Origin of the sequence: Klebsiella sp. RC2, from assembly GCF_014192815.1 — a bacterium.
Lineage (GTDB): Bacteria > Pseudomonadota > Gammaproteobacteria > Enterobacterales > Enterobacteriaceae > Klebsiella > Klebsiella variicola.
This window is the reverse complement of the sequence record NZ_JACHYL010000004.1, coordinates 311,568-332,501: the sequence shown is the minus strand read 5'-3', so window position 1 is coordinate 332,501 and position 20,934 is coordinate 311,568. Positions and strand designations below refer to the sequence as shown.

Below are 20,934 nucleotides of genomic sequence, written 5' to 3'. Positions count from 1 at the left end.
GGGCGCATGGACGAAACGGAAAATCTGATGCCACGAGAAAAGATGTTGCAGTACGGCATCGAAGCGCTAACGGATGTTGAGCTGCTGGCGCTGTTTCTGCGCGTCGGCACGCGTCGTCAGGATGTGCTCGGCTATGCGCAGGCGTTACTGCAGCGTTTTGGCTCGCTCTACGCTCTGCTTTCCGCGGATAAAGCGCAGCTGATTGCCGTGGATGGACTGGGACTGGCGAAATATGCGCAACTGAAGGGTATTGCCGAGCTGGCGCGACGCTATTTTAGCTCACAGCTGGTCGAGGAGGCTGCGCTGGTCAGTCCCTCGACGACGCGGGAATTTTTACAAAGCCAGCTTACGGAAGAAGAGCGCGAGATCTTTATGGTGATCTTTTTAGATAATCAGAACCGGGTGTTGAAACATAGTCGCCTTTTTTCTGGTACTCTTAGCCACGTTGAGGTGCATCCGCGAGAAATTGTACGCGAAGCCATCAAAGTGAACGCTGCCGCCGTGATCCTTGCGCATAATCATCCCTCCGGTAGTCCGGAGCCGAGCCAGGCAGACAGGCTGATTACCGAAAGGGTGGTAAAATGTTGTCGATTCATGGAGATACGCGTGCTTGACCATCTGGTTATCGGCCGCGGTGCGTATGTATCTTTTGCCGAGCGTGGCTGGATTTAGCCCCGAACTGGCGATCCTTCGGGATCTTTGTCTGTTCGGGACTTGAGCACATCGCCGAGTCAGCGTATACTACGCCACCTTTGAGAATCTCGGGTTTGGCATTTGGGCCTGGCAGTCGAGAGTTCACATTGAACTGCGATGACCAGGCTGTAAAGCCTGACGAGGCGCCAATACCCCATACGAAGCTCGAGCTAATTTGATTTTTGGAGAATAGACATGTCCCGAGTCTGCCAAGTTACTGGCAAGCGTCCGGTGACCGGTAACAACCGTTCCCACGCACTGAACGCGACTAAACGCCGTTTCCTGCCGAACCTGCACTCTCACCGTTTCTGGGTTGAGAGCGAGAAGCGTTTTGTCACCCTGCGCGTATCTGCTAAAGGTATGCGTGTAATCGATAAGAAAGGCATCGATACAGTTCTGTCTGAACTGCGTGCCCGTGGCGAAAAGTACTAAGTACTTAGAGGAAATAAATCATGGCTAAAGGTATTCGTGAGAAAATCAAGCTGGTTTCTTCCGCTGGTACTGGTCACTTCTATACCACCACGAAGAACAAGCGTACCAAACCGGAAAAAATGGAACTGAAAAAGTACGATCCGGTTGTACGTCAGCACGTTATCTACAAAGAAGCTAAAATCAAATAATTTTAGCCTCCTTGTATAAAAACCCCGCTTCGGCGGGGTTTTTTGTTTTTAAAACTCCCCCATATTGCTTTCACATACTCCCTTTTCAGTCACCTGTCCGTGAAGCACAATACGTCGGGTAAATGGAGGAAAATCATGCCTGAATTACCAGAGGTTGAAACCAGCCGCCGCGGCATCGAGCCGCACCTGGTTGGCGCAACTATTCTGCACGCCATTGTGCGCAATGGACGGCTGCGCTGGCCGGTTTCCGAAGAGATTTATCGCCTGAGCGACGTTCCGGTACTCAGCGTGCGGCGTCGTGCCAAATACCTGCTTCTGGAACTGCCGGACGGCTGGATCATCGTTCATCTCGGGATGTCGGGAAGCCTGCGTATCCTGAGCGAAGAGCTACCGGCCGAAAAACACGATCACGTTGACCTGGTCATGAGTAATGGCAAGGTGCTGCGCTATACCGATCCGCGCCGCTTTGGCGCCTGGCTGTGGACCAAAACGCTGGAAGACCATCCGGTACTGGCCCACCTTGGCCCGGAGCCGCTCAGCGATGAATTTAACGCCGACTATCTTCAGCAGAAATGCGCGAAGAAAAAAACTGCGATCAAACCCTGGCTGATGGATAACAAGCTGGTGGTAGGGGTCGGCAATATCTACGCCAGCGAGTCGCTGTTCTCGGCCGGGATCCATCCCGACAGGTTGGCTTCTTCACTGTCGCGGGAAGAGTGTGAGCAGCTGGTGAAAGTGATTAAGCTGGTCCTGCTGCGTTCGATAGAGCAGGGCGGCACCACGCTGAAGGATTTCCTGCAAAGCGATGGCAAGCCGGGCTATTTTGCCCAGGAGCTGCAGGTCTATGGCCGCAAGGGCGAACCGTGCCGGCTCTGCGGCACGCCGGTTGTCGGGACCAAACATGCCCAGCGGGCGACCTTTTATTGCCGTCAGTGCCAGAAGTAGTTCTCAGGAACAGGAAGGTTTGTAGGCCAGGTCAGCGTAGCGCCACCTGGCACAAAGACCGGGACAGAGCCGGTGTGGATGGGCGGCGCAGTGCAGCGCCAGCCTGCGTGGCTCATGCCCCAGCTGATGCGTTACTTCAGCTTATTCAACAGCGCCTGGTGGACGTTAGCTGGCAGGAAATGAGAAACGTCGCCCTGGTGACGCGCCACTTCCTTCACCAGTGAGGAAGAGATAAACGACCACTCTTTGCACGGCATCAGGAACACGCTTTCCAGCGTTGGCATCAGGTGGCGGTTCATGTGGGCCAGCTGCATCTCATACTCGAAATCCGCCACCGCCCGCAGGCCGCGAATTAAAATATTGGCCTGCTGCGCGCGGGCGAAACTGGCCATCAGGTCGCTAAAGCCGATAACCTCCACGTTAACCAGATGCGCTGTTGCCTGAGTGGCCAGCGCGATACGCTCGTCGAGGGTAAACATCGGCTTTTTGCTCGGGCTCGCGGCGATAGCCAGCACCACTTTATCGAACATGCTCGCCGCGCGGGTGACAATGTCGATATGACCGTTGGTGATGGGATCAAAGGTACCCGGATAGATCGCTTTTGTGCTCATGATTACCCTTTCTCCGAGTAGCCGTGGCTCAGCGCCCACAGCTCGGTATATTTCGTAAACGTATACTGCGCGTTGACCATCGCCAGTAACCAGCCCTGCTTACCGTCCAGCACCCCACCGCGCAGCAGCAGCGTTTTCAGGAACGCGCCCAGGGTATGGCTGAAAATGCCCGCCATCGAGGTCTTCTTGCCCTTGCGGTGGCGCTCAAGCGCCCACGCGGCAGCATACGCCAGCTGTTTTTGCTGGAAGCCAGCGAAGTCGCGGCAGGTCAGATGCAGGAGATCGCCGGTTAGCGGAATGACCTCTGCGCCCAGGCTATCCAGCGATTCATGGACCAGATTATCGTTATAGCGGTAACGGGCGCGTTCGTACAGGCGCAGCACGCGATCGGGATACCAACCGCTGTGGCGCATAAAGCGTCCGAGAAAGTAGTTGCGACGAGCGATGCTGTAGATAGCGCCGCGCTGCGGCGCTGCCAGCACCTTAAGAATAGCCTGCCTGAGTTCTGGCGTGACGCGCTCATCGGTATCGATCATCAACACCCAGTCGCCGGTGGCATAGTCCTGCGCGCGCTGGCGCTGAATACCATAGCCTCGCCAGTCGGTATGGGTATAGACCTGGGCGCCGAGGCGGCGGGCCAGCTCGACGGTGATGTCGGTACTGCCAGAGTCGAGGACGATGATTTCATCTGCCCAGCTAACGGAGTCCAGACAATCCGGCAGCAGGTCCGCTGCATCTTTGGCGATCATCACCACGGAAAGCCGGTTCGACATTAATGACTCCGTTGCGGCATGTAAGGTTGCAGTAACTTGAGCAGACGCGACAGCGCGCCCTGGTTCTGGTGCAGCACTTCCACCGCGTGACGGCCATACCACAGGCGGTAGTCTTCATCGGTCAGGAGCGTGGACACTTCCCTGACCAGCGAGTCGGCGTCGGTGACCGTGATCAGGCCATCATCCTGCTGCAGCTTGGCGCAGATATCTTTGAAGTTGAAGGTATGCGGCCCCATCAGCACCGGAATGGCATGCGCCGCCGGCTCGAGCGGGTTATGGCCGCCGCGCTCCACCAGGCTGCCGCCAACGAAGGCGAGGTCGGCAATGCCGTAGAGCAGCATCAGTTCACCCATGGTATCGCCAATCACCACCTGGGTACTGGAGGAGGGGATCTCGCCGGTGCTGCGCAGAGTAAAGCTCATTCCGGCCTTTTGCACCATCTCACGCGCGTCGGGGAAGCGCTCCGGATGCCGGGGAACGAGGATCAGCAGCAGGTTCGGGAAGGTCTCCAGCAGTTTTTTATGCGCCTGCAGGATGATTTGTTCTTCGCCGTCGTGAGTGCTGGTGGCAATCCAGACCTTGCGGTGTGGCGCCCATTGGCGGCGCAACGTAATCGCGCGGGCCGCCAGCTCCGGGGTGACGGAGATATCGAATTTCAGACTTCCGGTGACCGCCAGCTGGTTGCGCTTCAGTCCGAGAGCAAGGAAGCGGTTGCCATCCTCTTCATTCTGCGCGGCGATAAGTGTAATACGGCTTAACAGGCGGCGCATAAAACCGCCCAGTTTGGCATAGCCTTTGGCGGAACGTTCAGAAAGGCGGGCGTTGGCGATCACCAGCGGGATCTTACGCTTATGCAGCGCGGCCACCATATTCGGCCATAGCTCGGTTTCCATCACGATAACCAGCTTCGGCTGAACGGTATTCAGGAAGCGGTTCATGGCGCCGGGCAGATCGTAGGGCAGATAGACGTGATGGACATCTTTGCCGAACGCCGACATGGCGCGCTCGGAGCCGGTCGGCGTCATGGTGGTGACGGTGATCGGCATCGAAGGGTAGCGGTGGCGCAGAGCGCGAACCAGCGGAATGGCGGCCAGGGTTTCTCCGACGGAAACGGAGTGCAGCAGAATGCCATCCGGCTCTACCTTGTTCTGACAGAAGCCATAGCGTTCCGCCCAGCGTTTACGATAGGCAGGAGCCTTACGACTGCGCAGCAGCAGCCGCAGCCACACCAGCGGCTGAATAAGGTAAAGTAGGGTGGTATAAAGCAATTCCAAACTATTTATCCGTTCTCTGTTTTGGCGGGCAAATTCTAAGCATTTAGCCCGCGTAAAGCTATCTCTTTGGCGGAAACAGCGGGTTTTTGGTCTATACCGCGTGGCGATAACGCTTAATACGCAGATAACGGCGTCCCAGGCGCCAGCGTAAACGGAAAGTACAGGCGTTTTTCCAGATTAACCGCCAGATACCGCGGTCGAAGAATTCTTTAATAATAACATGCTTTTTCGACTCATCTTTCATGCTGTCGAAGGTGTGGATGATCCCCAGGCCTTCTTTGGCGATCTGCCAGCGACAGGCGGCGATATGGCGCACTTTATCCGGGTAGCGCTGGTTGATCGCCTCCAGCATCTCCAGAATCTTCATATAGTGGCGCGCCGAACGCATCAGCGTGTCGTCGTTGTCCGGCTTATGCGACACCGACTCAGAGTGGATGTAGTAATCATAGAACTGCTGGCTGGTGTACTGCACGCGCTCCGCGGCCAGCAGCGCCTCTGTCGTCCACGGGATATCCTGATGGCGCAGGCCGGGCTCGAAATGGAAGTGGTGCTGGCGGATAAAGTCGTGGCGATAGATGTTGAGCCAGGTGACGTGTAGAAACTTCCGCGAGTCCAGGGCCTGCTTGAGCCAGACATGACCCGGCAGCACGCCGGTCGAGGGCAGGCGATCCAGCGGGAAGATCGGGTGGCTCTCGCGGCGCTTTTCATACACGTAGGTGCCGTTGCAGGTCGCGATATCGAGATGTTCTTTCTCGGCCATCTCCAGCAGCGTGCGATACATGCCCGGATAGAGTTTGTCGTCGATATCCGGAAACGCCAGATATTTGCCGCTGGCGGCGGCGAGGCCGGTATTGCGCGCGACCGAGACGCCCTGGTTTTCCTGCTCCAGTACCTGGACGTTCTGCAGCCGATCCCGCCATTCGGCGATCACCGCCAGGCTGTTGTCTGTCGAACCATCGTTCACCAGGATCAGTTCATAGCTTTCCAGCTGCTGCTGTTCAAGGCACTCAAAGAACTGCGCAAGAAATTTCTCACCGTTGTAGACGGCAGCCACGATGCTCAATAAAGGCGTTTGACTCATAAATCTTCGATCCTGGTTAACTAACGGCGTCAGGTGCGCTGCAACTGACGGTACTGCTGACAAATGGACACGACGCTGAATTTTTCCAGCGCGGCGTCGTCGATAGTCGGCGGGTTATGGTAAATGCTTTGCATCGTCTGAGCCAGCGCCGGACTGGTCAGATCCGCCAGACCGCGGGCAAGTTCGCCGGTGAGGATCTCGGTGACGCCGCCGGGGCAGCGGGTGCTGGCAACCGGCGTATGCAACAGCAGCGCTTCCACCACCACATTGCCGAATCCTTCGCTATCGGAGCTTAAAACCAGCATCCGTGCGCCTTTGATCCACGGTAAGGGGTTTTTCTGAAAACCCTTGAACCACACCCGATCGTCAACCTGCAGCGTTTTGGCCAGCTGGCGCAGGCGCTGCTCTTGCTCCGGTTTTCCCTGGCCTAACAGCACCAGCGGCGCGTCAATGCCGCTTTGCGCATAGGCTTCGAGCAGGCGGTCGTGGCGTTTGCCCGGATGGAAGCGGCCGACGTGAATCAGATAGTCACCGGCCGGTCGCTCACTGTCGGCTTCCGCCTCGGCGCGCAGAGTGGCGATATCGAAGGGGTTGTAGATAGTTTTCAGCTGTGCCGGACGCAGGGCGAAGGCTTCCACCAGATCGCGTCCCACGGCGTCGGAAACCGCCACCACGTTGCGACCCTGGTAAATTCGCTTAATTTTCTGCTGCTTCATCCAGCGGTCAAAGCCGGTGCGGTGCCCGAGATAGGAGGCAGAGAATACGCCGTGCAGGCAGAACCAGACGTTACGCTCGCGCAGCGCCCGGCTGCGGGCGACGATGCGGTCGGTTTTGTGCAGGTTGGAAAGCACGAGGTCAAATTGCCCCTGCTGTTCGGCCCGGATGACCGCGGCGTCCAGCTGGCGGGCGCGGCGGGACAGCTCGGTCAGCTTGCGCCACGGTTTACGGCAGCGATCGGCCACCACCTGATAGTCGAGACCCTCGGGCAACGGATACTCGCAGACATCGCGCAGCGAAATGAGCGACACCCGATCGCCGTCGCGCAGGAACTGTGCTGCCAGGGTCAGGACCACTTTTTCCGCGCCGCCGCCGGGTAAACCGTCAATCACAAATAAGATGCGCATCGTTATTTCACCAGATCCTGATAAAGAGAAAGCAGCTGGGTTGAGAGTCGCTCGCTGGTGCAGGCCATGATGCGCTCGCGGGCGCGACCGCCTTGCGCGGAGCCCAGCGCGCGGGCAGGCAGGGCCATCACCGCCTGCTGCAGCGCCGGGATATCCAGGGCGTCGCAGACGTAACCGTTGTGGCCGTCGACGATAAACTCCGCCCCGCCGCAGCCGGTGGTGGTGATCACCGGCAGACCGCAGGCCATCGCTTCGAGAATGACGTTGGGGAACGGATCGTAGAGGGTGGGCAGCAGCAGACCATCGGCCATCTGATAGAAGGGCAGCGTCTCCGACTGCATGCCGAAGAAGCGCACCCGCGCTTCGCAGCCGAGACTCTTCGCCAGCGCCTGATAGCGCGGCTGATCCTTATCTTTGCCAACCACCAGCAGATAGCGATCGGTGGGGGCGATGGCGCGGATTGCCGCCGCCAGTCCCTTGCGCTCAAAGCCGGAGCCGACGTAAATCAGGCAGGTTGCCTGCAGCGGTAGCTGCCATTTGGCGCGTAAGGCGGCAAAGGTGTCTTCGCCCGGCGGTAGAAAACGCTGGTTATCAATGGCGTTATAAATAACGTGGATCTTCTCCGCCGGCAGGCCAAAGTCTTCGATAATTTCGCGCTTGATCATCTCGGCGTTGCAGATCACCCCGCGCAGGTGTGAGTCTTCATACATCTCGCGCTCCGCCTGCATGACGTAGCGATGATAACGGTCGGCGAACAGCAGGCGGCTTTTCCAGGCCGGTAAAATGCGCGAGCGCTGCTGCAGCCAGCGGCGATGAACGCCATCGCCAGCGCGGTAGAGATCGCAGCCGGGAATACGTTCATGGCTCTGCACCAGGTCGAAAGACTCGCGCTGCCAGAGCGCGCGCGCGGCGTTGGCAAAGCCGCGCTCGCGGCTGATGCGCCCCCATTTGCGCGGATTACAGATATGGATCTGCCAGTCCGGTTTCACCGGCCCCTGCCATTCGCGGGTGATGACGTTCAGCTGCAGATGACTGCTGTCGAGGGCTTCCAGCGCGCGGGAGACAAACCGTTCTGCGCCGCCGTCCGGGCGGTACTTCTGCCGCACCAGAGCCAGCCTGAATTTACTCATGCCAGTACCTTTTTCGCCGCCGCGATCACGGCGTCGGTAGGAATTAAATCGAGATAACGTTCTTCGGTGTTGGTGTTGATGTCATCCGGGTCGGGTAGCGGACCGAAGTCGCCGGCCCAGATCACCTCGCCTTTCGCCTGCCACGGACGCCAGAAGGTCAGCTTCGAGGGGCCGAACAGGGCGACCAGCGGAGTGCCGAGCGCCGCAGCCATATGCATCGGCACCGAGTCGACGCCGATAAACAGGCGGGCGTGATCGATCACCGCCGCCAGCTGGCGCAGCGTTAACTGGCCGGCTAAAGAGTGCAGACGCGCCTGCGGGCAACCGGCGATGATGGTGTCCACCATCTTCTTCTCTCGATCGTCGGGGCCGGAGGTGAGCACCACCGCGTACCCCTCGGCAGACAGCGCGTTGATCAGCGCACTCATACGATCTTCGCGCCAGCATTTAAAGAACCAGCGCGACGTTGGCTGGATGACGATGTAGTTTTCCCGGAACTCCTCCGGCAGCAGGGCGCGGCTGGTGGCCCAGTCTGCTTCGCTGTAGCCCATCCGCGCCGGCGCGTCGTTCAACGGGAGACCGAGCGGAGCGAGAATAGAGAGATTCTGCTGTACCGTATGCAGCTGGTTGTGCTGTTGGGTGGAGGCCAGCGCGGTGTGGCAATAGCGCCAGACCGGGTGGCGGCGCTTCGGAAAATCAAAACCAATCCGCGTCGCGGCGCCGGTCAGTTTGCTGATAATCGCGCTCGGCCACTGGTCAGCAAGGTTAAGCACCATATCGTATCGCTGCTGACGCAGCGTCTGAATGAGCTGCCATTGCATCTTCAACTGATGCCTTTTTCCCTGCTTTTTCCAGCGGCGATCGAGACCATAAATATGATGGATATCGGGGTTGGCGGCGAGCATATCCCGGGTCTCTTCATACAGCAGCACATCCACGCTGGCGGCGGGATACTGCTGTTTCAGCGCGTGAATAAGCGGCGTGATCAGCAGCATGTCGCCATGATGGCGCAGCTTAATGACCAGGATCCGCGCCGGGTTCAACGGGCCGCGGGAGAGGGTTTCAGGCGTCATACTCTGTTCTTCATCCAGGATAAGGGTTCCGATTCTAGGGGATCAGACAGATTGAGAGAAGCGTTGTATTGCTCTACCATGACCCGATACGTATGGCCTGAGGACGTTTTCGTGCACAATCCCGCATTTCTCATCACGATTGATACAGAGGGCGATAACCTCTGGCAAAAACATGACAGCATCACCACCGAGAATGCGCGTTATCTCCCGCGTTTTCAGCAGCTTTGCGAAAAGTATGGCTTTAAACCGGTCTATTTGACCAACTATGAAATGGCCATCGACCCCTTTTATATCGAATTCGCCAGAGACGTGATTGCCCGCGGCACCGCGGAAGTCGGCATGCATCTGCATGCGTGGAACAGCCCGCCGACCGAGCCGCTGACCGCCGATGACTGGCGGCATAAGCCTTATCTCATTGAATACAGCGATGCCATGATGCGTGAGAAGGTCGACTATATGACGCATCTGCTGGAGGATACTTTCCAGACTAAAATGGTCAGCCATCGCGCCGGGCGCTGGGCCTTTGACGAGCGCTATGCGCGTCTGCTGGTGGAGCACGGTTATCAGGTGGATTGCTCGGTGACCCCGCGGGTGAACTGGAAGACCGCCAAGGGAGCGCCGCAGGGCGATGGCGGGACCGATTATCGCCGCTTCCCGCAGCATGCCTATTTTCTCGATGAAAATGATATCAGCCGCGAAGGCCACTCTCCGCTGCTGGAAGTGCCGATGAGCATTCAGTACAAGCACTCAGCGTGGATGAACAGCGTGAAGCAGGGCTACGATCGCCTGCGGGGTAAAGTGCGTTCCCCCTCCGTACACTGGCTGCGTCCGATGGGCGGCAACGTGGAGACGATGAAAAAAGTCGTCGAACAAACGTTGACGCAGGGCAATGACTACGTGGAATATATGCTCCACTCTTCAGAGTATATGCCCGGCGGCAGCCCCACGTTCCAGAATGAACGGGATATTGAGCGTTTATACGCTGACCTTGAAGCCTTTTTTAGCTGGCTGGCGCCGCAGGTGAAGGGCATGACGTTGGCAGAATATTACCAGCGGAAAATCACACAGCGCTAACACAGCTCAAGGTACCGTATGCGTATCCTTAAACAATTAACGCGGAAAAAGAATGCTTTTTTCCGCGGCATTAAATTTAATTTAATTAACTATCGATACAGAAATAAGCCGGCGCGTAAAGCCTTCGACCCAGCGGCTGTCCGCCGCGTACTGCTATTGCGCCTGGACGATAAAGTCGGGGATATGGTGGTCACGACCGGCTGCGCCAGAATACTGGCCGAACGGGGATATCAGGTTTCGGTGTTAACCGGACCAATATGCTGCGAAATATTAGCAGGCTCAGAATTCATTCAGCAAGTATATTTATATCGGCCGCGCATGTCCTTAAATACGTTGCGGGCGGTAGGTTTTGATGCAGTTATCGATTTTGATGACGTCACCAGCTATGAACGCTTTAAATTACTCGCCGATTTACGGGCGGCCAGCGTGATTGGTTTTAATAAAGATCAATATAAACTTTACGATCATTCGATCGCTTTTTTTGACAGCAACAGCCATATTTCCCAGCGCTATAAACAGGTGGTGAAACTGTTTGGCATCGTTGACGACCACCCGTATCACTATCATCTCCCCGGCTGCCGCCATGAGCGGGAGAAAGTGGCTCGCTTGCTTTCCCAGGCCGGAGAGGTCGAACTGCGTATCGCCATTAACCCTTTTACCGCGTCCGAGGATAAAGACTTCTGTCGTCACCAGGTGGCGACCCTGGTCGAGCGGTTACGCGCCCTACCTTACCGGGTCTGTATCGTGATGGTGGGGCGTAGTGAGAAAATCCGCCAGCTGGAGCTGGATATGGCGCTGTATATCGCCGACAGCACCATCAACTCCGCCGTCGAAGTGATCCGCAGCTGTGATTTAGTCATTACGCCAGACACCTCGATCGTGCACATCGCCCGGGCCTTCGATAAACCGATGGTGGCGGTCTATAACAAGCGCAAACTCAAGGATACCGGGCTGCCCGGCTATCACATCTGGGCGCCGGGCTATGACAAGGCGAAACAGATCGTCTGTGAAGAAGCGAATGTCGCCGATGTGGCGATTGAGTCGGTGTGGCCCGTGATTAAAGAGCAGGCCGACCGGCTGGTCGCCGCCCGCAGTTGATTTAAAAGTGAATATAAAAAAGGGCCGCTGACGGCCCTTTTTGTTAGCGTTTTTCCGCCAGCCCTTTGCTGAGCGCGATGCCCAGCGGCAGCCAGAACAGCACCCAGGTTTCCCGGGGGTTGCTGATGATAAACATCCCCTGCGAGGCCATAAACACCAGCGCGTAAAACAGGATCGCCAGACTGTAGCGGCTGTCGGTGTGGCGCTTGCGCCACGCCTGCCATAGCCCGCAGGCAATGACCGCCAGCAGCAGCAGTAACCCCAGGATGCCGCCTTTCAGCAGGGCGCCCATATACACGCTGTGGGTGGTGGTGATGTGCTCGCCGCTGTAGTTGATGAAATCCAGTTCATAGCTGAAACCGCGCCCCAGCCACGGCTGGCTGGCCATCTCCGACAGCGTATGGTGCCAGATGCTCAGGCGCAGCCCGCTTTGGGTGCCAAGCTCCTCGAAACGGGCGAGCAGCATGTCGCCCACCGGCGTCATGACCAAAAGCAGCGCAACCAGCACAGCCAGCGCCGCGGCGATCAGCAGGTTGCGGCGGGTGAAGACGTGCAGGTGCAACGTGCAGCCGACCGCCAGCACCAGGGCGATGATCGGCCCACGGCTTTGGGTGAGCAGCAGCATCACCAGCATGATGACCACCGGCAGATAGAGCCAGTGGCTGGCTTTTTCTTTCAGTAGCATGCCGCAGATTAAAATGCCGATGCCGCAGTAACCGGCAAGGTCGATAACGTTCGTTGGTCCGGGGTTCTCGGGGGAGACCGCTCGTTCGGTGAGGACCAGCGTATGGTCGATAATCAGCGTCCACAGGGAGAGCACGGTGATCCCGCCAACCACCGCCAGCATGGCCAGGCGGCGGGTTCGTTCGTCGCTGAGCAGCATCGTCATCAGCAACAGATACCCCGTCAGATACACGCCGTGGGTGATCGGCGAGTCAATATGCTGTGGCGTATGTCCCCACAGGTTACTGAGGGCGTAATAGATAAAGAAAGCTGCCAGCAGCGTCCAGGTCTGCCACTGCTCGCGTAACACCCCGGCCAGCGCCTGGCGGTTTTCCTGGCGTACCAGCGACAGCAATAGCAGCAGGATCGATAAATGCAGCAGATTATTGGTCCGGGTGGACATGCAAAAAATCGCGCTGAAAAATAAAAACAAAGGAAAGACAATCGAGTAACCCTGTCTGGCGAAGTTACTCACTTTTAAAGTACTCATTAAACGCAACCTTTTCGAAGATAGTATCCGGCACAGCGCTTTCTGGGGAAAAATTAATCACCCGAATCTGACGTTGCTGCAGTACCTGCGCGGCATGCGCAAAGGAGGGCATGACGAGGGTATCCACTTTTGTTGCCAGGTAAGAAGGCAATTTTTCTTGTTGTGTTTCGTAGAATCGCGGCTGGTTAAAGTTGGTCATATCCAGGCCGCTCACCAGGATAGTATTGAAGCCCAGCCAGGCGAGAATTTGCAGCGCCCAGTAGACCACCGTGCCGGCATCAAAGATGCCCTGGCGAATATCGGTGCTAAAACAGATATCCGGGCGCTGAGGATGAAAGCACATCGCCGCATTCTGCTGGTAAGTGCGCTTTATCGCTTCGCTGGCGACTTTCGGCTGGTAAATCTTATAGCAACCGTCCTCAATCAACGCCAAACGGCAGCGTAGTGCGTCCCCATAGCGATCGAGGATTTTGGCGATCCCGTGCATGGTGGTGAACAGCAGAATCTCCGGCTGGCTGACAATGGCGCGGATAATATCAGGCTTCTTATCGAAAAATTCCATGTCGACGATGGTATAGAGCGAAAAGTGCAGCCGGTCGGCAAGATGCCAGGCGCCATTGACGCCCATCACCGGGATCGTTTTCGACAACAGGGAAAAATCGATATTGCGGGTTGAGGGGCCGGTGGCGGTCAGCAGGACTTCGCCCTGCATGCTGTTTTTCAGCGCGCTCAGGCTGACCAGCGGCACCGTTTTCCCTTTATAGCGTAACGCGCTGATTTCGCCGCTTGGCGCGCGCGTAATACGGGTAAAAGGCCACAGATTTTCATTGTGGCGATAAGCGCGAGGGCGCGTATAGCGGTAGATCTGTTTAAACAGGGATCCCATCAGCGCAGCCCCTGATTTTGCAGGAGAAGATGAACCCGGCTGGCCGGAATATCGCTGGTGCTGGTGCTGTTTTCCGGCCTGACGATATGCTGGTTTTTACCGTATCCGCCAATCAGCCCCGGATCGGTCGGGCCGTAGAGCGTGAAGTTCGGTTTATCCAGCGCGGCGGTCAAATGACTCAGTCCGGTATCGACCGAGACGACAGCCCGGGCGCTGGCCAGAACCTGCGCCACCTGCTCAAGGCTCATGCGCGGCAGCACTTCAACATACTCCCGGCCTTCCGCCAGTCGTTTTGCCCGCGCCTCTTCGTGCGGGGCGCCCCACGGCAGCTTAATGCGGACGCCGCTGTCGGCCAGCAGATCGAGAAGCTCCTGCCAGCGGGTTTCCGGCCAGTGCTTATCATCGCGGGTGGTGGCGTGCAGAAACACCAGATAGGGCGCGGCAGCGCTAGCCTCGTGCTGCAGGAAATGGCGCGCAATGGCGTAATCCCCCTGGGTCTGGGGTTTCGCGTAGCCAAGGCTTTTGGCGAACAGCTCGCGGGTACGCTCCACCGCGTGCTGCTGTTTCGCGATATGGTGGCGGCGGTTGTAAAACAGGCTGGCCAGCGGCTCGCGGGCCGTTTGCCAGTCCATACCGTGCTTGACGCCGTGCGCCAGGCGAGTAACCAGCGCGGCGCTTTTCACCAGCCCCTGGGCGTCGATGATGGCGTCATACTTTACCGCCTGAACGGCCTCGCGGAAGGCTTGACGCTCCGCTTTAATCGGCGCGGAAAACCAGGCTTTACGCCAGCGGCGAATCGCCACCGGGATCACCCGCTCGACGCTTTCATGCCAGGAGGGGATCTGCGCGAAACCCTCTTCAACCACCCAGTCGAAGCGAATGCCGGGGATGGCCTGCGCAGCGTCGGTTAGCGCGGGCAGCGTGTGTAGCACGTCGCCCATGGACGAGGTTTTTACGATCAATACCCGCATCCGTTACGCTTCCTCGTGCTCGGTTTTTTCCGCTAACAGTTCGTTCAGCTCTTGCAGGACGCGTTCTGGGGTGATGTCGATCAGGCTCTGATGATAGCCTTCCGCGGCATCGCCTTTGCGCACCTTGTGGTAGCCGCTAATCAGGCGGATAACCCGCGCTTTATGCGACAGCGGCGGGGTGAAGTCCGGGCTGCTCGGGCCATACAGCGCCACCAGCGGGCGGTCCAGCGCGGCGGCGACGTGCATCAGCCCCGAATCGTTAGTCACTACAGCTTTACAGGCGGCGATCAGAATGACCGCCTGCTCCAGCTGGGTTTCACCCGCCAGATTACGACACCAGGCCTGCTGCTCGCTGCTGAGGGCGGCGATGATCTCTTTGCCGGCCTCGTTATCTTTCGCCGAGCCGAATAACGCAATCTGATAGCCATCGTCGATAAGCTTTTTCGCCAGCGCAGCATAGTGATAGTGCGGCCAGCGTTTGGCCGGACCGAATTCCGCGCCGGGGCAGAAGCCGATGATCGGCCGCTCGTTTGAGAGATTAAAGGCGTTGCAGGCCTGTGATTTTTCGCCATCGTTGACCTGCAGCTGCGGCCACAGCAGCGGCTGCGGCAGATCTTTGGCGCAGCGCATCACGCCGTTGTCGTAGGCCAGCGCCACGTAGCGTTCCACCATCAGCGGCCAGGCGTCTTTGTCCAGCACCCGGGCGTCGTTGAGCAGGCCGTAGCGCATCTCGCCGCGCCAGCCGGTGCGCAGCGGGATGTTGGCAAAGAAGGGGACTAATGCCGATTTAAACGAGTTCGGCAGCACGTAAGCGCGATCGTAGCGACGCTCGCGCAGGCTGTGGCCGAGCTTGCGGCGTTCGCCGATAGCCAGCGCGCCGTGGCCCAGCGGCATCGGGATCGCTTCATTCACTTCCGGCATGCGCGATAGCAACGGACGGCACCAGGCTGGCGCCATCACGTCGATAATCGCCTGGGGATAGCGCGCCCTGAGCGTACGATAAAGACTTTGCGACATCATCATGTCGCCCACCCAAGACGGGCCTACCACCAGAATTTTCATGTTATCTCTTACGCATCCCGATTCAGCCAGGCCATATATTCCGTTACGCCTTCGGCAACGGTTTTGAACGGTTTGTCATAGCCCGCTTTGCGCAGGTTAGTCAGATCGGCCTGGGTGAATGCCTGGTAGCGGCCTTTCAGTTTGTCCGGGAACGGGATGTACTCAATGCTGCCTTTTTTATGGAAAGCCAGGGTCGCATCGGCAACCGCCTGGAAGGATTCCGCGCGGCCGGTGCCAAGGTTGAAGATCCCGGACACGCCGTTTTCCCAGAACCACAGGTTGACGTCTGCCACGTCGCCCACGTAGACGAAGTCGCGCTTGAAGCCGTCGCTGCCTTCGAACAGTTTCGGACTTTCGCCATTATTCAGCTGGGTGTTGAGGTGGAAAGCGACGCTCGCCATGCTGCCTTTGTGGCCTTCGCGCGGCCCGTAGACGTTGAAGTAGCGGAAGCCGACGATCTGCGAATTGGCTTCCGGCAGGATCTGGCGGACGTATTCGTCGAACAGGAATTTGGAGTAGCCGTAGACGTTCAGCGGCTGTTCGTACTCACGGGACTCGATGAAGTCGCTGGTGCGCCCGCCGTAGGTGGCGGCGGAAGAGGCGTACAGGAACGGGATTTCACGCTCCAGGCAGTAGTGCAGCAGCTCTTTAGAGTACTGATAGTTGTTATCCATCATGTACTTGCCATCCCACTCTGTGGTGGAAGAGCACGCGCCTTCGTGGAAGATCGCTTCGATTTCACCGAACTCTTCACCCGCCATTATCTGGATCAGAAAGTCTTCTTTATCCATGTAGTCAGCGATGTTCAGGTCAACCAGATTCACAAACTTGGTGCCGTCTTTCAGATTGTCGACAACCAGAATGTCGGTGATGCCTTTGTCATTCAGCGCTTTAACGATGTTGCTGCCGATAAAGCCTGCGCCGCCGGTAACGATGATCATAACTGTACCTTTGAAGTTGGGAGCCCGAAGACAATCCGGGCATGAATGCTCATATCATATCACCACATGAGCAAGCCTACAGCCATTCGCAGAATAAGGTGCTGGGCTGACGTGATTTATGCTGCAAATAATTCATTCAGGCCTGCATCATCTCGTATCAGCGTATAGCTTTGGGTAATATGTGCCAAATTTTGCCGAATCTGGAGAGTTGCAATGCGTGGTGATTTCTACAAACAGTTAACGAGTAATCTGGAAACCGCTCGGGCCGAAGGCTTGTTCAAAGAAGAGCGGATCATCACCTCGGCGCAGCAGGCGGACATTACCGTCGGCGACAGCCATGTGATTAACTTCTGCGCCAATAACTATCTGGGTCTGGCGAACCACCCGGAACTGATTGCCGCAGCGAAATCCGGTATGGACAGCCACGGCTTCGGGATGGCCTCGGTGCGCTTCATCTGCGGTACCCAGGACACGCATAAGCAGCTGGAGAAGAAGCTGGCCGATTTCCTCGGTATGGAAGACGCGATCCTCTACTCCTCCTGCTTTGACGCCAACGGCGGCCTGTTTGAAACGCTGCTCGGGCCGGAAGACGCCATTATCTCCGACGCCCTGAACCATGCCTCGATCATCGACGGCGTGCGCCTGTGTAAAGCGAAGCGCTTCCGCTATGCCAACAACGACATGCAGGAGCTGGAAGCGTGTCTGAAAGAAGCGCGCGAGGCCGGCGCGCGTCACGTGCTGATCGCCACCGATGGCGTCTTCTCGATGGATGGCGTGATCGCCAACCTGAAAGGCGTTTGCGACCTGGCGGATAAATACGATGCGTTGGTGATGGTCGATGACTCCCACGCCGTCGGCTTCGTCGGCGAAAACGGCCGCGGCTCTCATGAATATTGCGACGTGATGGGTCGCGTCGACATCATCACCGGCACGCTGGGTAAAGCGCTGGGCGGCGCCTCCGGAGGCTACACCGCCGCACGCAAAGAGGTGGTTGAGTGGCTGCGCCAGCGTTCCCGTCCGTATCTGTTCTCCAACTCTCTGGCGCCGGCCATTGTGGCCGCCTCCATCAAAGTGCTGGAGATGGTTGAAGAGGGGGCAGACCTGCGCGATCGGCTGTGGGCTAACGCGCGTCTGTTCCGCGAAAAAATGACCGCGGCAGGTTTCACGCTGGCGGGCGCCGACCACGCCATCATTCCGGTGATGCTGGGTGAAGCGGTGGTGGCGCAGAACTTTGCCCGCGAGCTGCAGAAAGAAGGGATCTATGTCACCGGCTTCTTCTATCCGGTGGTACCGAAAGGCCAGGCGCGTATTCGCACCCAGATGTCGGCGGCGCATACCCCTGAACAAATTGAGCGTGCGGTGGAAGCCTTTACCCGCATCGGCAAACAACTGGGCGTCATCGCCTAATAAGGGTGTGAGATGAAAGCGTTATCCAAACTGAAAGCGGAAGAAGGCATCTGGATGACCGACGTACCGGAACCGGAAGTCGGCCATAACGATCTGCTGATTAAAATCCGCAAGACTGCTATTTGCGGAACCGACGTGCACATCTACAACTGGGATGAGTGGTCGCAGAAGACCATTCCGGTGCCGATGGTGGTCGGTCACGAATACGTCGGCGAAGTGGTGGGGATTGGTCAGGAAGTGCGCGGCTTTAAGATTGGCGACCGCGTCTCCGGCGAAGGGCATATCACCTGCGGCCACTGCCGCAACTGCCGCGCGGGCCGCACCCATTTGTGCCGCAACACCATCGGCGTGGGCGTCAACCGCCCGGGCTGCTTTGCCGAGTATCTGGTGATCCCGGCTTTTAACGCCTTTAAAATCCCCGACAATATCTCTGATGACCTGGCGTCTATCTTCGACCCGTTCGGCAACGCGGTGCACACCGCGCTCTCCTTCGATCTGGTCGGGGAAGATGTACTGGTTTCCGGCGCCGGTCCGATCGGCGTGATGGCGGCGGCGGTGGCGAAACACGTCGGCGCGCGTAACGTGGTGATCACCGACGTCAACGAGTACCGTCTGGAGCTGGCGCGCAAAATGGGCGTCACCCGCGCGGTGAACGTGGCGAAAGAGAACCTCAACGACGTGATGGCCGAGCTGGGCATGACCGAAGGTTTCGACGTGGGCCTGGAGATGTCCGGCGCGCCGCCGGCGTTTCGCAGCATGCTCGATACCATGAACCACGGCGGCCGTATCGCGATGCTGGGTATCCCGCCGTCGGATATGTCCATCGACTGGACCAAGGTCATCTTCAAAGGGCTGTTTATTAAAGGGATCTATGGTCGCGAAATGTTCGAAACCTGGTACAAAATGGCGGCGCTGATCCAGTCTGGTCTGGACCTTTCACCGATCATCACCCACCGCTTCGGCATTGATGATTTCCAGAAAGGTTTTGACGCGATGCGCTCCGGCCAGTCCGGTAAAGTGGTTCTGAGCTGGGAATAACGCCTCCGGGCTGTTGTAAAAATCAGCAAAAAAGGCGCCTGCGGGCGCCTTAATTTAGATTTGGATAACATTTTTAGCCTGCTTAATATTAAGCGCACAATTTCTACATCGATTTTACGGTTATTCGCTTATACAGTGTGTTTAGTCGCGGTTTAACTTTGTAACTATCATGCTTAAACTCTCCGTATGCTTACTGACCTGTAACTCTGCGCGCCTGCTGATGGAGGTGCTGCCGCCGCTGCTGAAGGTGGCCGATGAATGTATCGTCGTCGACTCCGGCAGCACCGACGAAACGGTCTCTATTTGTCAGCAGTTTGGCCTCACCGTCCATCATCATGCCTATAAAGCCCACGGCGCCCAGATGAACTACGCCATCGGGCTGGCCAGCCATGACTGGGTGCTGTGTATGGATAGCGATGAGATTCTTGATAATGACGTAGTGGCGGCCATTCAGGCGCTAAAAGCGGGGGAGGAGCCGGACCCAACCTGCGCCTGGCGTCTGCCGCGCTACTGGTTTGTGCTCGGCACGCAGGTGCGAACGATCTACCCTATTTCTTCGCCGGATTACCCGGTGCGTCTCTTTAACCGCCAGCAGGCGCGGTTTAACGACCGGCCGGTGGATGACCAGGTGGTCGGACACGCACGCTCCGTCAGGCTGCCGGGCTTTGTACGCCATGACACCTTTTATTCGCTGCATGAAGTGTTTAATAAGCTGAACAGCTATACCACCCGGCTGGTGAAGTACCAGCAGATCAAACCTTCGCTGACGCGGGGGATCGTCAGCGCCATTGGCGCTTTCTTTAAGTGGTATCTCTTTAGCGGAGCGTGGCGCTATGGCAAAGTCGGCGTGGTCACCGGCCTGTACGCCACGTTTTACAGCTTTCTCAAATATTTTAAGGCGTGGTACGCCCACGAAGATAACCAGGCGCCCGTCGCGCAAAAGCGAACGGACCCCTGAGTGGTCTAGTTGCCGGGATTGTCCCAGCCTTGCCATTTGAGGCGATAGTACTGGACCAGCGCGCTCTGGCTGATGCTGTCGCTGAGGATAGTGAAGAAGCGGCTGGCGTTCACGGGCTCCAGCGGGCGCTTCGGCTTGCAATACTTCACGCCGTGGAACGGATTACGCGGCTTCTGCTGCTGCGGCGGCGTTTGTTGCGCGGGCGGCTGAGCGTAGTTTGGCGTCGAGTTGTCGACCTGCGGCTCGTTGAGCAGGCTGCTCGGGCGCACCAGCGTGATATCCGGCGGCAGGTTATAGACCATCTGCTGCAGCACCCGCACCGTCGTCGGATGCGGATGGCCAATGGCTATTGCCGAACCGTTGCGCCGCGCCAGGGCGATGGCGCGATTGAACTGGGTGCGGATATCGGCTTCATTCTGCGTATCGTCAAGAAACACCTTGCGCTTAATCACCTTCACCCCGGTGCCCTGCGCGGCGCGCATGGCCTGGGTGTTGCCGATGGTGACGCTATCGAGAAAATAGAGATTGTAGCGCTCCAGGGCCTGCATCACCTTCTGCATACCAAACAGGTTGGAGGTCATCGCGCTGCCCATATGGTTATTCAGCCCGACGGCGTAGGGAACTTTGCCGTAAGCCTCGCGAATGATGCGCTCGATCTCCTCGCTGCTCATTTCGGGACGCAGGGTGTCTTTTTCCAGCGGCTGTTTGCTGAGCGGCGCCATCGGCAGGTGGATGAGCACTTCATGGCCCAGATTATGCGCTTTCGTGGCCATTTCCCGGGCGTGCGGCGCGTTCGGCAGCACGGCGACGGAGATAGTTGACGGCAGCGCCAGCACCTGATTCTCGGTCTGCGGGCGGTAGCCAAAATCGTCAATAACGATGGAGAGTTTGCCAGCGAACGCTGGCGCCGCCAGAGCCAGCGAACCGGCTACGGCAAGAGCAATTGCGCGAAATTGAAGCAA

22 protein-coding genes are annotated in these 20,934 nt (G+C 57.8%); 9 read left to right on the top strand and 13 right to left on the bottom strand.

What is annotated here, in order from left to right; translation table 11 throughout:
* The first annotated feature begins 6 nt into the window (after positions 1 to 6).
* The 4 genes from radC (at position 7) to mutM (ending at position 2,258) form a co-directional block, all read left to right on the top strand.
* A complete protein-coding gene (gene radC / locus FHW76_RS15190; protein WP_008806834.1) occupies positions 7 to 672 on the top strand; it encodes a RadC family protein in 666 nt (221 codons plus the stop codon).
* Between the two features lie 216 nt (positions 673 to 888).
* On the top strand, positions 889 to 1,125 hold the full coding sequence (gene rpmB, locus FHW76_RS15185; RefSeq protein ID WP_002436699.1) for a 50S ribosomal protein L28: 237 nt from the start codon (positions 889 to 891) through the stop codon (positions 1,123 to 1,125).
* A gap of 20 nt (positions 1,126 to 1,145) precedes the next feature.
* On the top strand, positions 1,146 to 1,313 hold the full coding sequence (rpmG, locus tag FHW76_RS15180) for a 50S ribosomal protein L33 (RefSeq protein ID WP_002922510.1): 168 nt from the start codon (positions 1,146 to 1,148) through the stop codon (positions 1,311 to 1,313).
* A 135-nt stretch (positions 1,314 to 1,448) separates the two neighbouring features.
* Entirely contained in the window at positions 1,449 to 2,258 is an 810-nt protein-coding gene (mutM, locus tag FHW76_RS15175; RefSeq protein WP_016161958.1) for a bifunctional DNA-formamidopyrimidine glycosylase/DNA-(apurinic or apyrimidinic site) lyase, read from the top strand.
* Between the two features lie 131 nt (positions 2,259 to 2,389).
* Here the strand turns inward: mutM and coaD are convergent, their stop codons facing one another.
* From coaD to rfaQ, 7 genes are all read right to left on the bottom strand, one after another.
* Positions 2,390 to 2,869: a pantetheine-phosphate adenylyltransferase gene (gene coaD / locus FHW76_RS15170; protein ID WP_008806836.1), complete on the bottom strand. Its 480-nt coding sequence runs from the start codon at positions 2,867 to 2,869 to the stop codon at positions 2,390 to 2,392.
* A 2-nt stretch (positions 2,870 to 2,871) separates the two neighbouring features.
* Positions 2,872 to 3,642 (bottom strand): glycosyltransferase family 2 protein, encoded by a 771-nt coding sequence (locus tag FHW76_RS15165; protein WP_183476806.1) that lies wholly within the window; start codon positions 3,640 to 3,642, stop codon positions 2,872 to 2,874.
* Positions 3,642 to 4,916, bottom strand: a complete 1,275-nt coding sequence (gene waaA, locus FHW76_RS15160) for a lipid IV(A) 3-deoxy-D-manno-octulosonic acid transferase (RefSeq protein WP_008806838.1) — start codon at positions 4,914 to 4,916, stop codon at positions 3,642 to 3,644. The genes FHW76_RS15165 and waaA overlap by 1 nt, the downstream gene beginning before the upstream one ends.
* Positions 4,917 to 5,007: 91 nt before the next feature.
* Complete coding sequence (locus FHW76_RS15155; RefSeq protein WP_008806839.1) at positions 5,008 to 5,997, bottom strand: glycosyltransferase; 990 nt, start codon at positions 5,995 to 5,997, stop codon at positions 5,008 to 5,010.
* 29 nt (positions 5,998 to 6,026) lie between these two features.
* Positions 6,027 to 7,121, bottom strand: a complete 1,095-nt coding sequence (locus FHW76_RS15150; RefSeq protein ID WP_012967059.1) for a glycosyltransferase — start codon at positions 7,119 to 7,121, stop codon at positions 6,027 to 6,029.
* 2 nt (positions 7,122 to 7,123) lie between these two features.
* A complete protein-coding gene (locus FHW76_RS15145) occupies positions 7,124 to 8,251 on the bottom strand; it encodes a glycosyltransferase family 4 protein (protein ID WP_008806841.1) in 1,128 nt (375 codons plus the stop codon).
* A complete protein-coding gene (rfaQ, locus tag FHW76_RS15140) occupies positions 8,248 to 9,324 on the bottom strand; it encodes a putative lipopolysaccharide heptosyltransferase III (protein WP_012540310.1) in 1,077 nt (358 codons plus the stop codon). The genes FHW76_RS15145 and rfaQ overlap by 4 nt, the downstream gene beginning before the upstream one ends.
* A gap of 111 nt (positions 9,325 to 9,435) precedes the next feature.
* Here rfaQ and FHW76_RS15135 point away from each other — a divergent pair, with 111 nt between their 5' ends.
* Together FHW76_RS15135 and FHW76_RS15130 are read left to right on the top strand one after the other, a co-directional pair.
* Positions 9,436 to 10,398: a polysaccharide deacetylase family protein gene (locus tag FHW76_RS15135; RefSeq protein WP_012540311.1), complete on the top strand. Its 963-nt coding sequence runs from the start codon at positions 9,436 to 9,438 to the stop codon at positions 10,396 to 10,398.
* Positions 10,399 to 10,416: 18 nt separating this feature from the next.
* A complete protein-coding gene (locus tag FHW76_RS15130) occupies positions 10,417 to 11,496 on the top strand; it encodes a glycosyltransferase family 9 protein (RefSeq protein WP_055323287.1) in 1,080 nt (359 codons plus the stop codon).
* Between the two features lie 43 nt (positions 11,497 to 11,539).
* Here FHW76_RS15130 and FHW76_RS15125 read toward each other — a convergent pair whose 3' ends face one another.
* From FHW76_RS15125 to rfaD, 5 genes are read right to left on the bottom strand one after another with little or no spacing between them, the layout of a single operon-like run.
* A complete protein-coding gene (locus FHW76_RS15125) occupies positions 11,540 to 12,709 on the bottom strand; it encodes an O-antigen ligase (RefSeq protein ID WP_022064893.1) in 1,170 nt (389 codons plus the stop codon).
* Positions 12,687 to 13,595 carry a sugar glycosyltransferase gene (locus FHW76_RS15120; RefSeq protein WP_012540313.1) on the bottom strand — a complete coding sequence of 303 codons (909 nt, stop codon included), beginning with the start codon at positions 13,593 to 13,595 and terminating at the stop codon, positions 12,687 to 12,689. The genes FHW76_RS15125 and FHW76_RS15120 overlap by 23 nt, the downstream gene beginning before the upstream one ends.
* On the bottom strand, positions 13,595 to 14,566 hold the full coding sequence (rfaC, locus tag FHW76_RS15115; RefSeq protein WP_071583273.1) for a lipopolysaccharide heptosyltransferase RfaC: 972 nt from the start codon (positions 14,564 to 14,566) through the stop codon (positions 13,595 to 13,597). The genes FHW76_RS15120 and rfaC overlap by 1 nt, the downstream gene beginning before the upstream one ends.
* Before the next feature lie 3 nt (positions 14,567 to 14,569).
* Positions 14,570 to 15,628: an ADP-heptose--LPS heptosyltransferase RfaF gene (rfaF, locus tag FHW76_RS15110; RefSeq protein ID WP_008806848.1), complete on the bottom strand. Its 1,059-nt coding sequence runs from the start codon at positions 15,626 to 15,628 to the stop codon at positions 14,570 to 14,572.
* An 8-nt stretch (positions 15,629 to 15,636) separates the two neighbouring features.
* Positions 15,637 to 16,569 carry an ADP-glyceromanno-heptose 6-epimerase gene (gene rfaD / locus FHW76_RS15105; RefSeq protein ID WP_008806849.1) on the bottom strand — a complete coding sequence of 311 codons (933 nt, stop codon included), beginning with the start codon at positions 16,567 to 16,569 and terminating at the stop codon, positions 15,637 to 15,639.
* Positions 16,570 to 16,782: 213 nt separating this feature from the next.
* On the opposite strand from rfaD, the gene kbl reads away from it, so the two are divergent.
* The 3 genes from kbl to FHW76_RS15090 all read left to right on the top strand — a co-directional run bounded on the left by kbl (position 16,783) and on the right by FHW76_RS15090 (position 19,972).
* A complete protein-coding gene (kbl, locus tag FHW76_RS15100; protein WP_008806850.1) occupies positions 16,783 to 17,976 on the top strand; it encodes a glycine C-acetyltransferase in 1,194 nt (397 codons plus the stop codon).
* 12 nt (positions 17,977 to 17,988) lie between these two features.
* Positions 17,989 to 19,014: an L-threonine 3-dehydrogenase gene (gene tdh / locus FHW76_RS15095; protein ID WP_004205051.1), complete on the top strand. Its 1,026-nt coding sequence runs from the start codon at positions 17,989 to 17,991 to the stop codon at positions 19,012 to 19,014.
* A 169-nt stretch (positions 19,015 to 19,183) separates the two neighbouring features.
* Positions 19,184 to 19,972, top strand: a complete 789-nt coding sequence (locus FHW76_RS15090; RefSeq protein WP_012540315.1) for a glycosyltransferase family 2 protein — start codon at positions 19,184 to 19,186, stop codon at positions 19,970 to 19,972.
* Between the two features lie 5 nt (positions 19,973 to 19,977).
* Here the strand turns inward: FHW76_RS15090 and FHW76_RS15085 are convergent, their stop codons facing one another.
* Entirely contained in the window at positions 19,978 to 20,934 is a 957-nt protein-coding gene (locus FHW76_RS15085) for a divergent polysaccharide deacetylase family protein (protein ID WP_008806852.1), read from the bottom strand.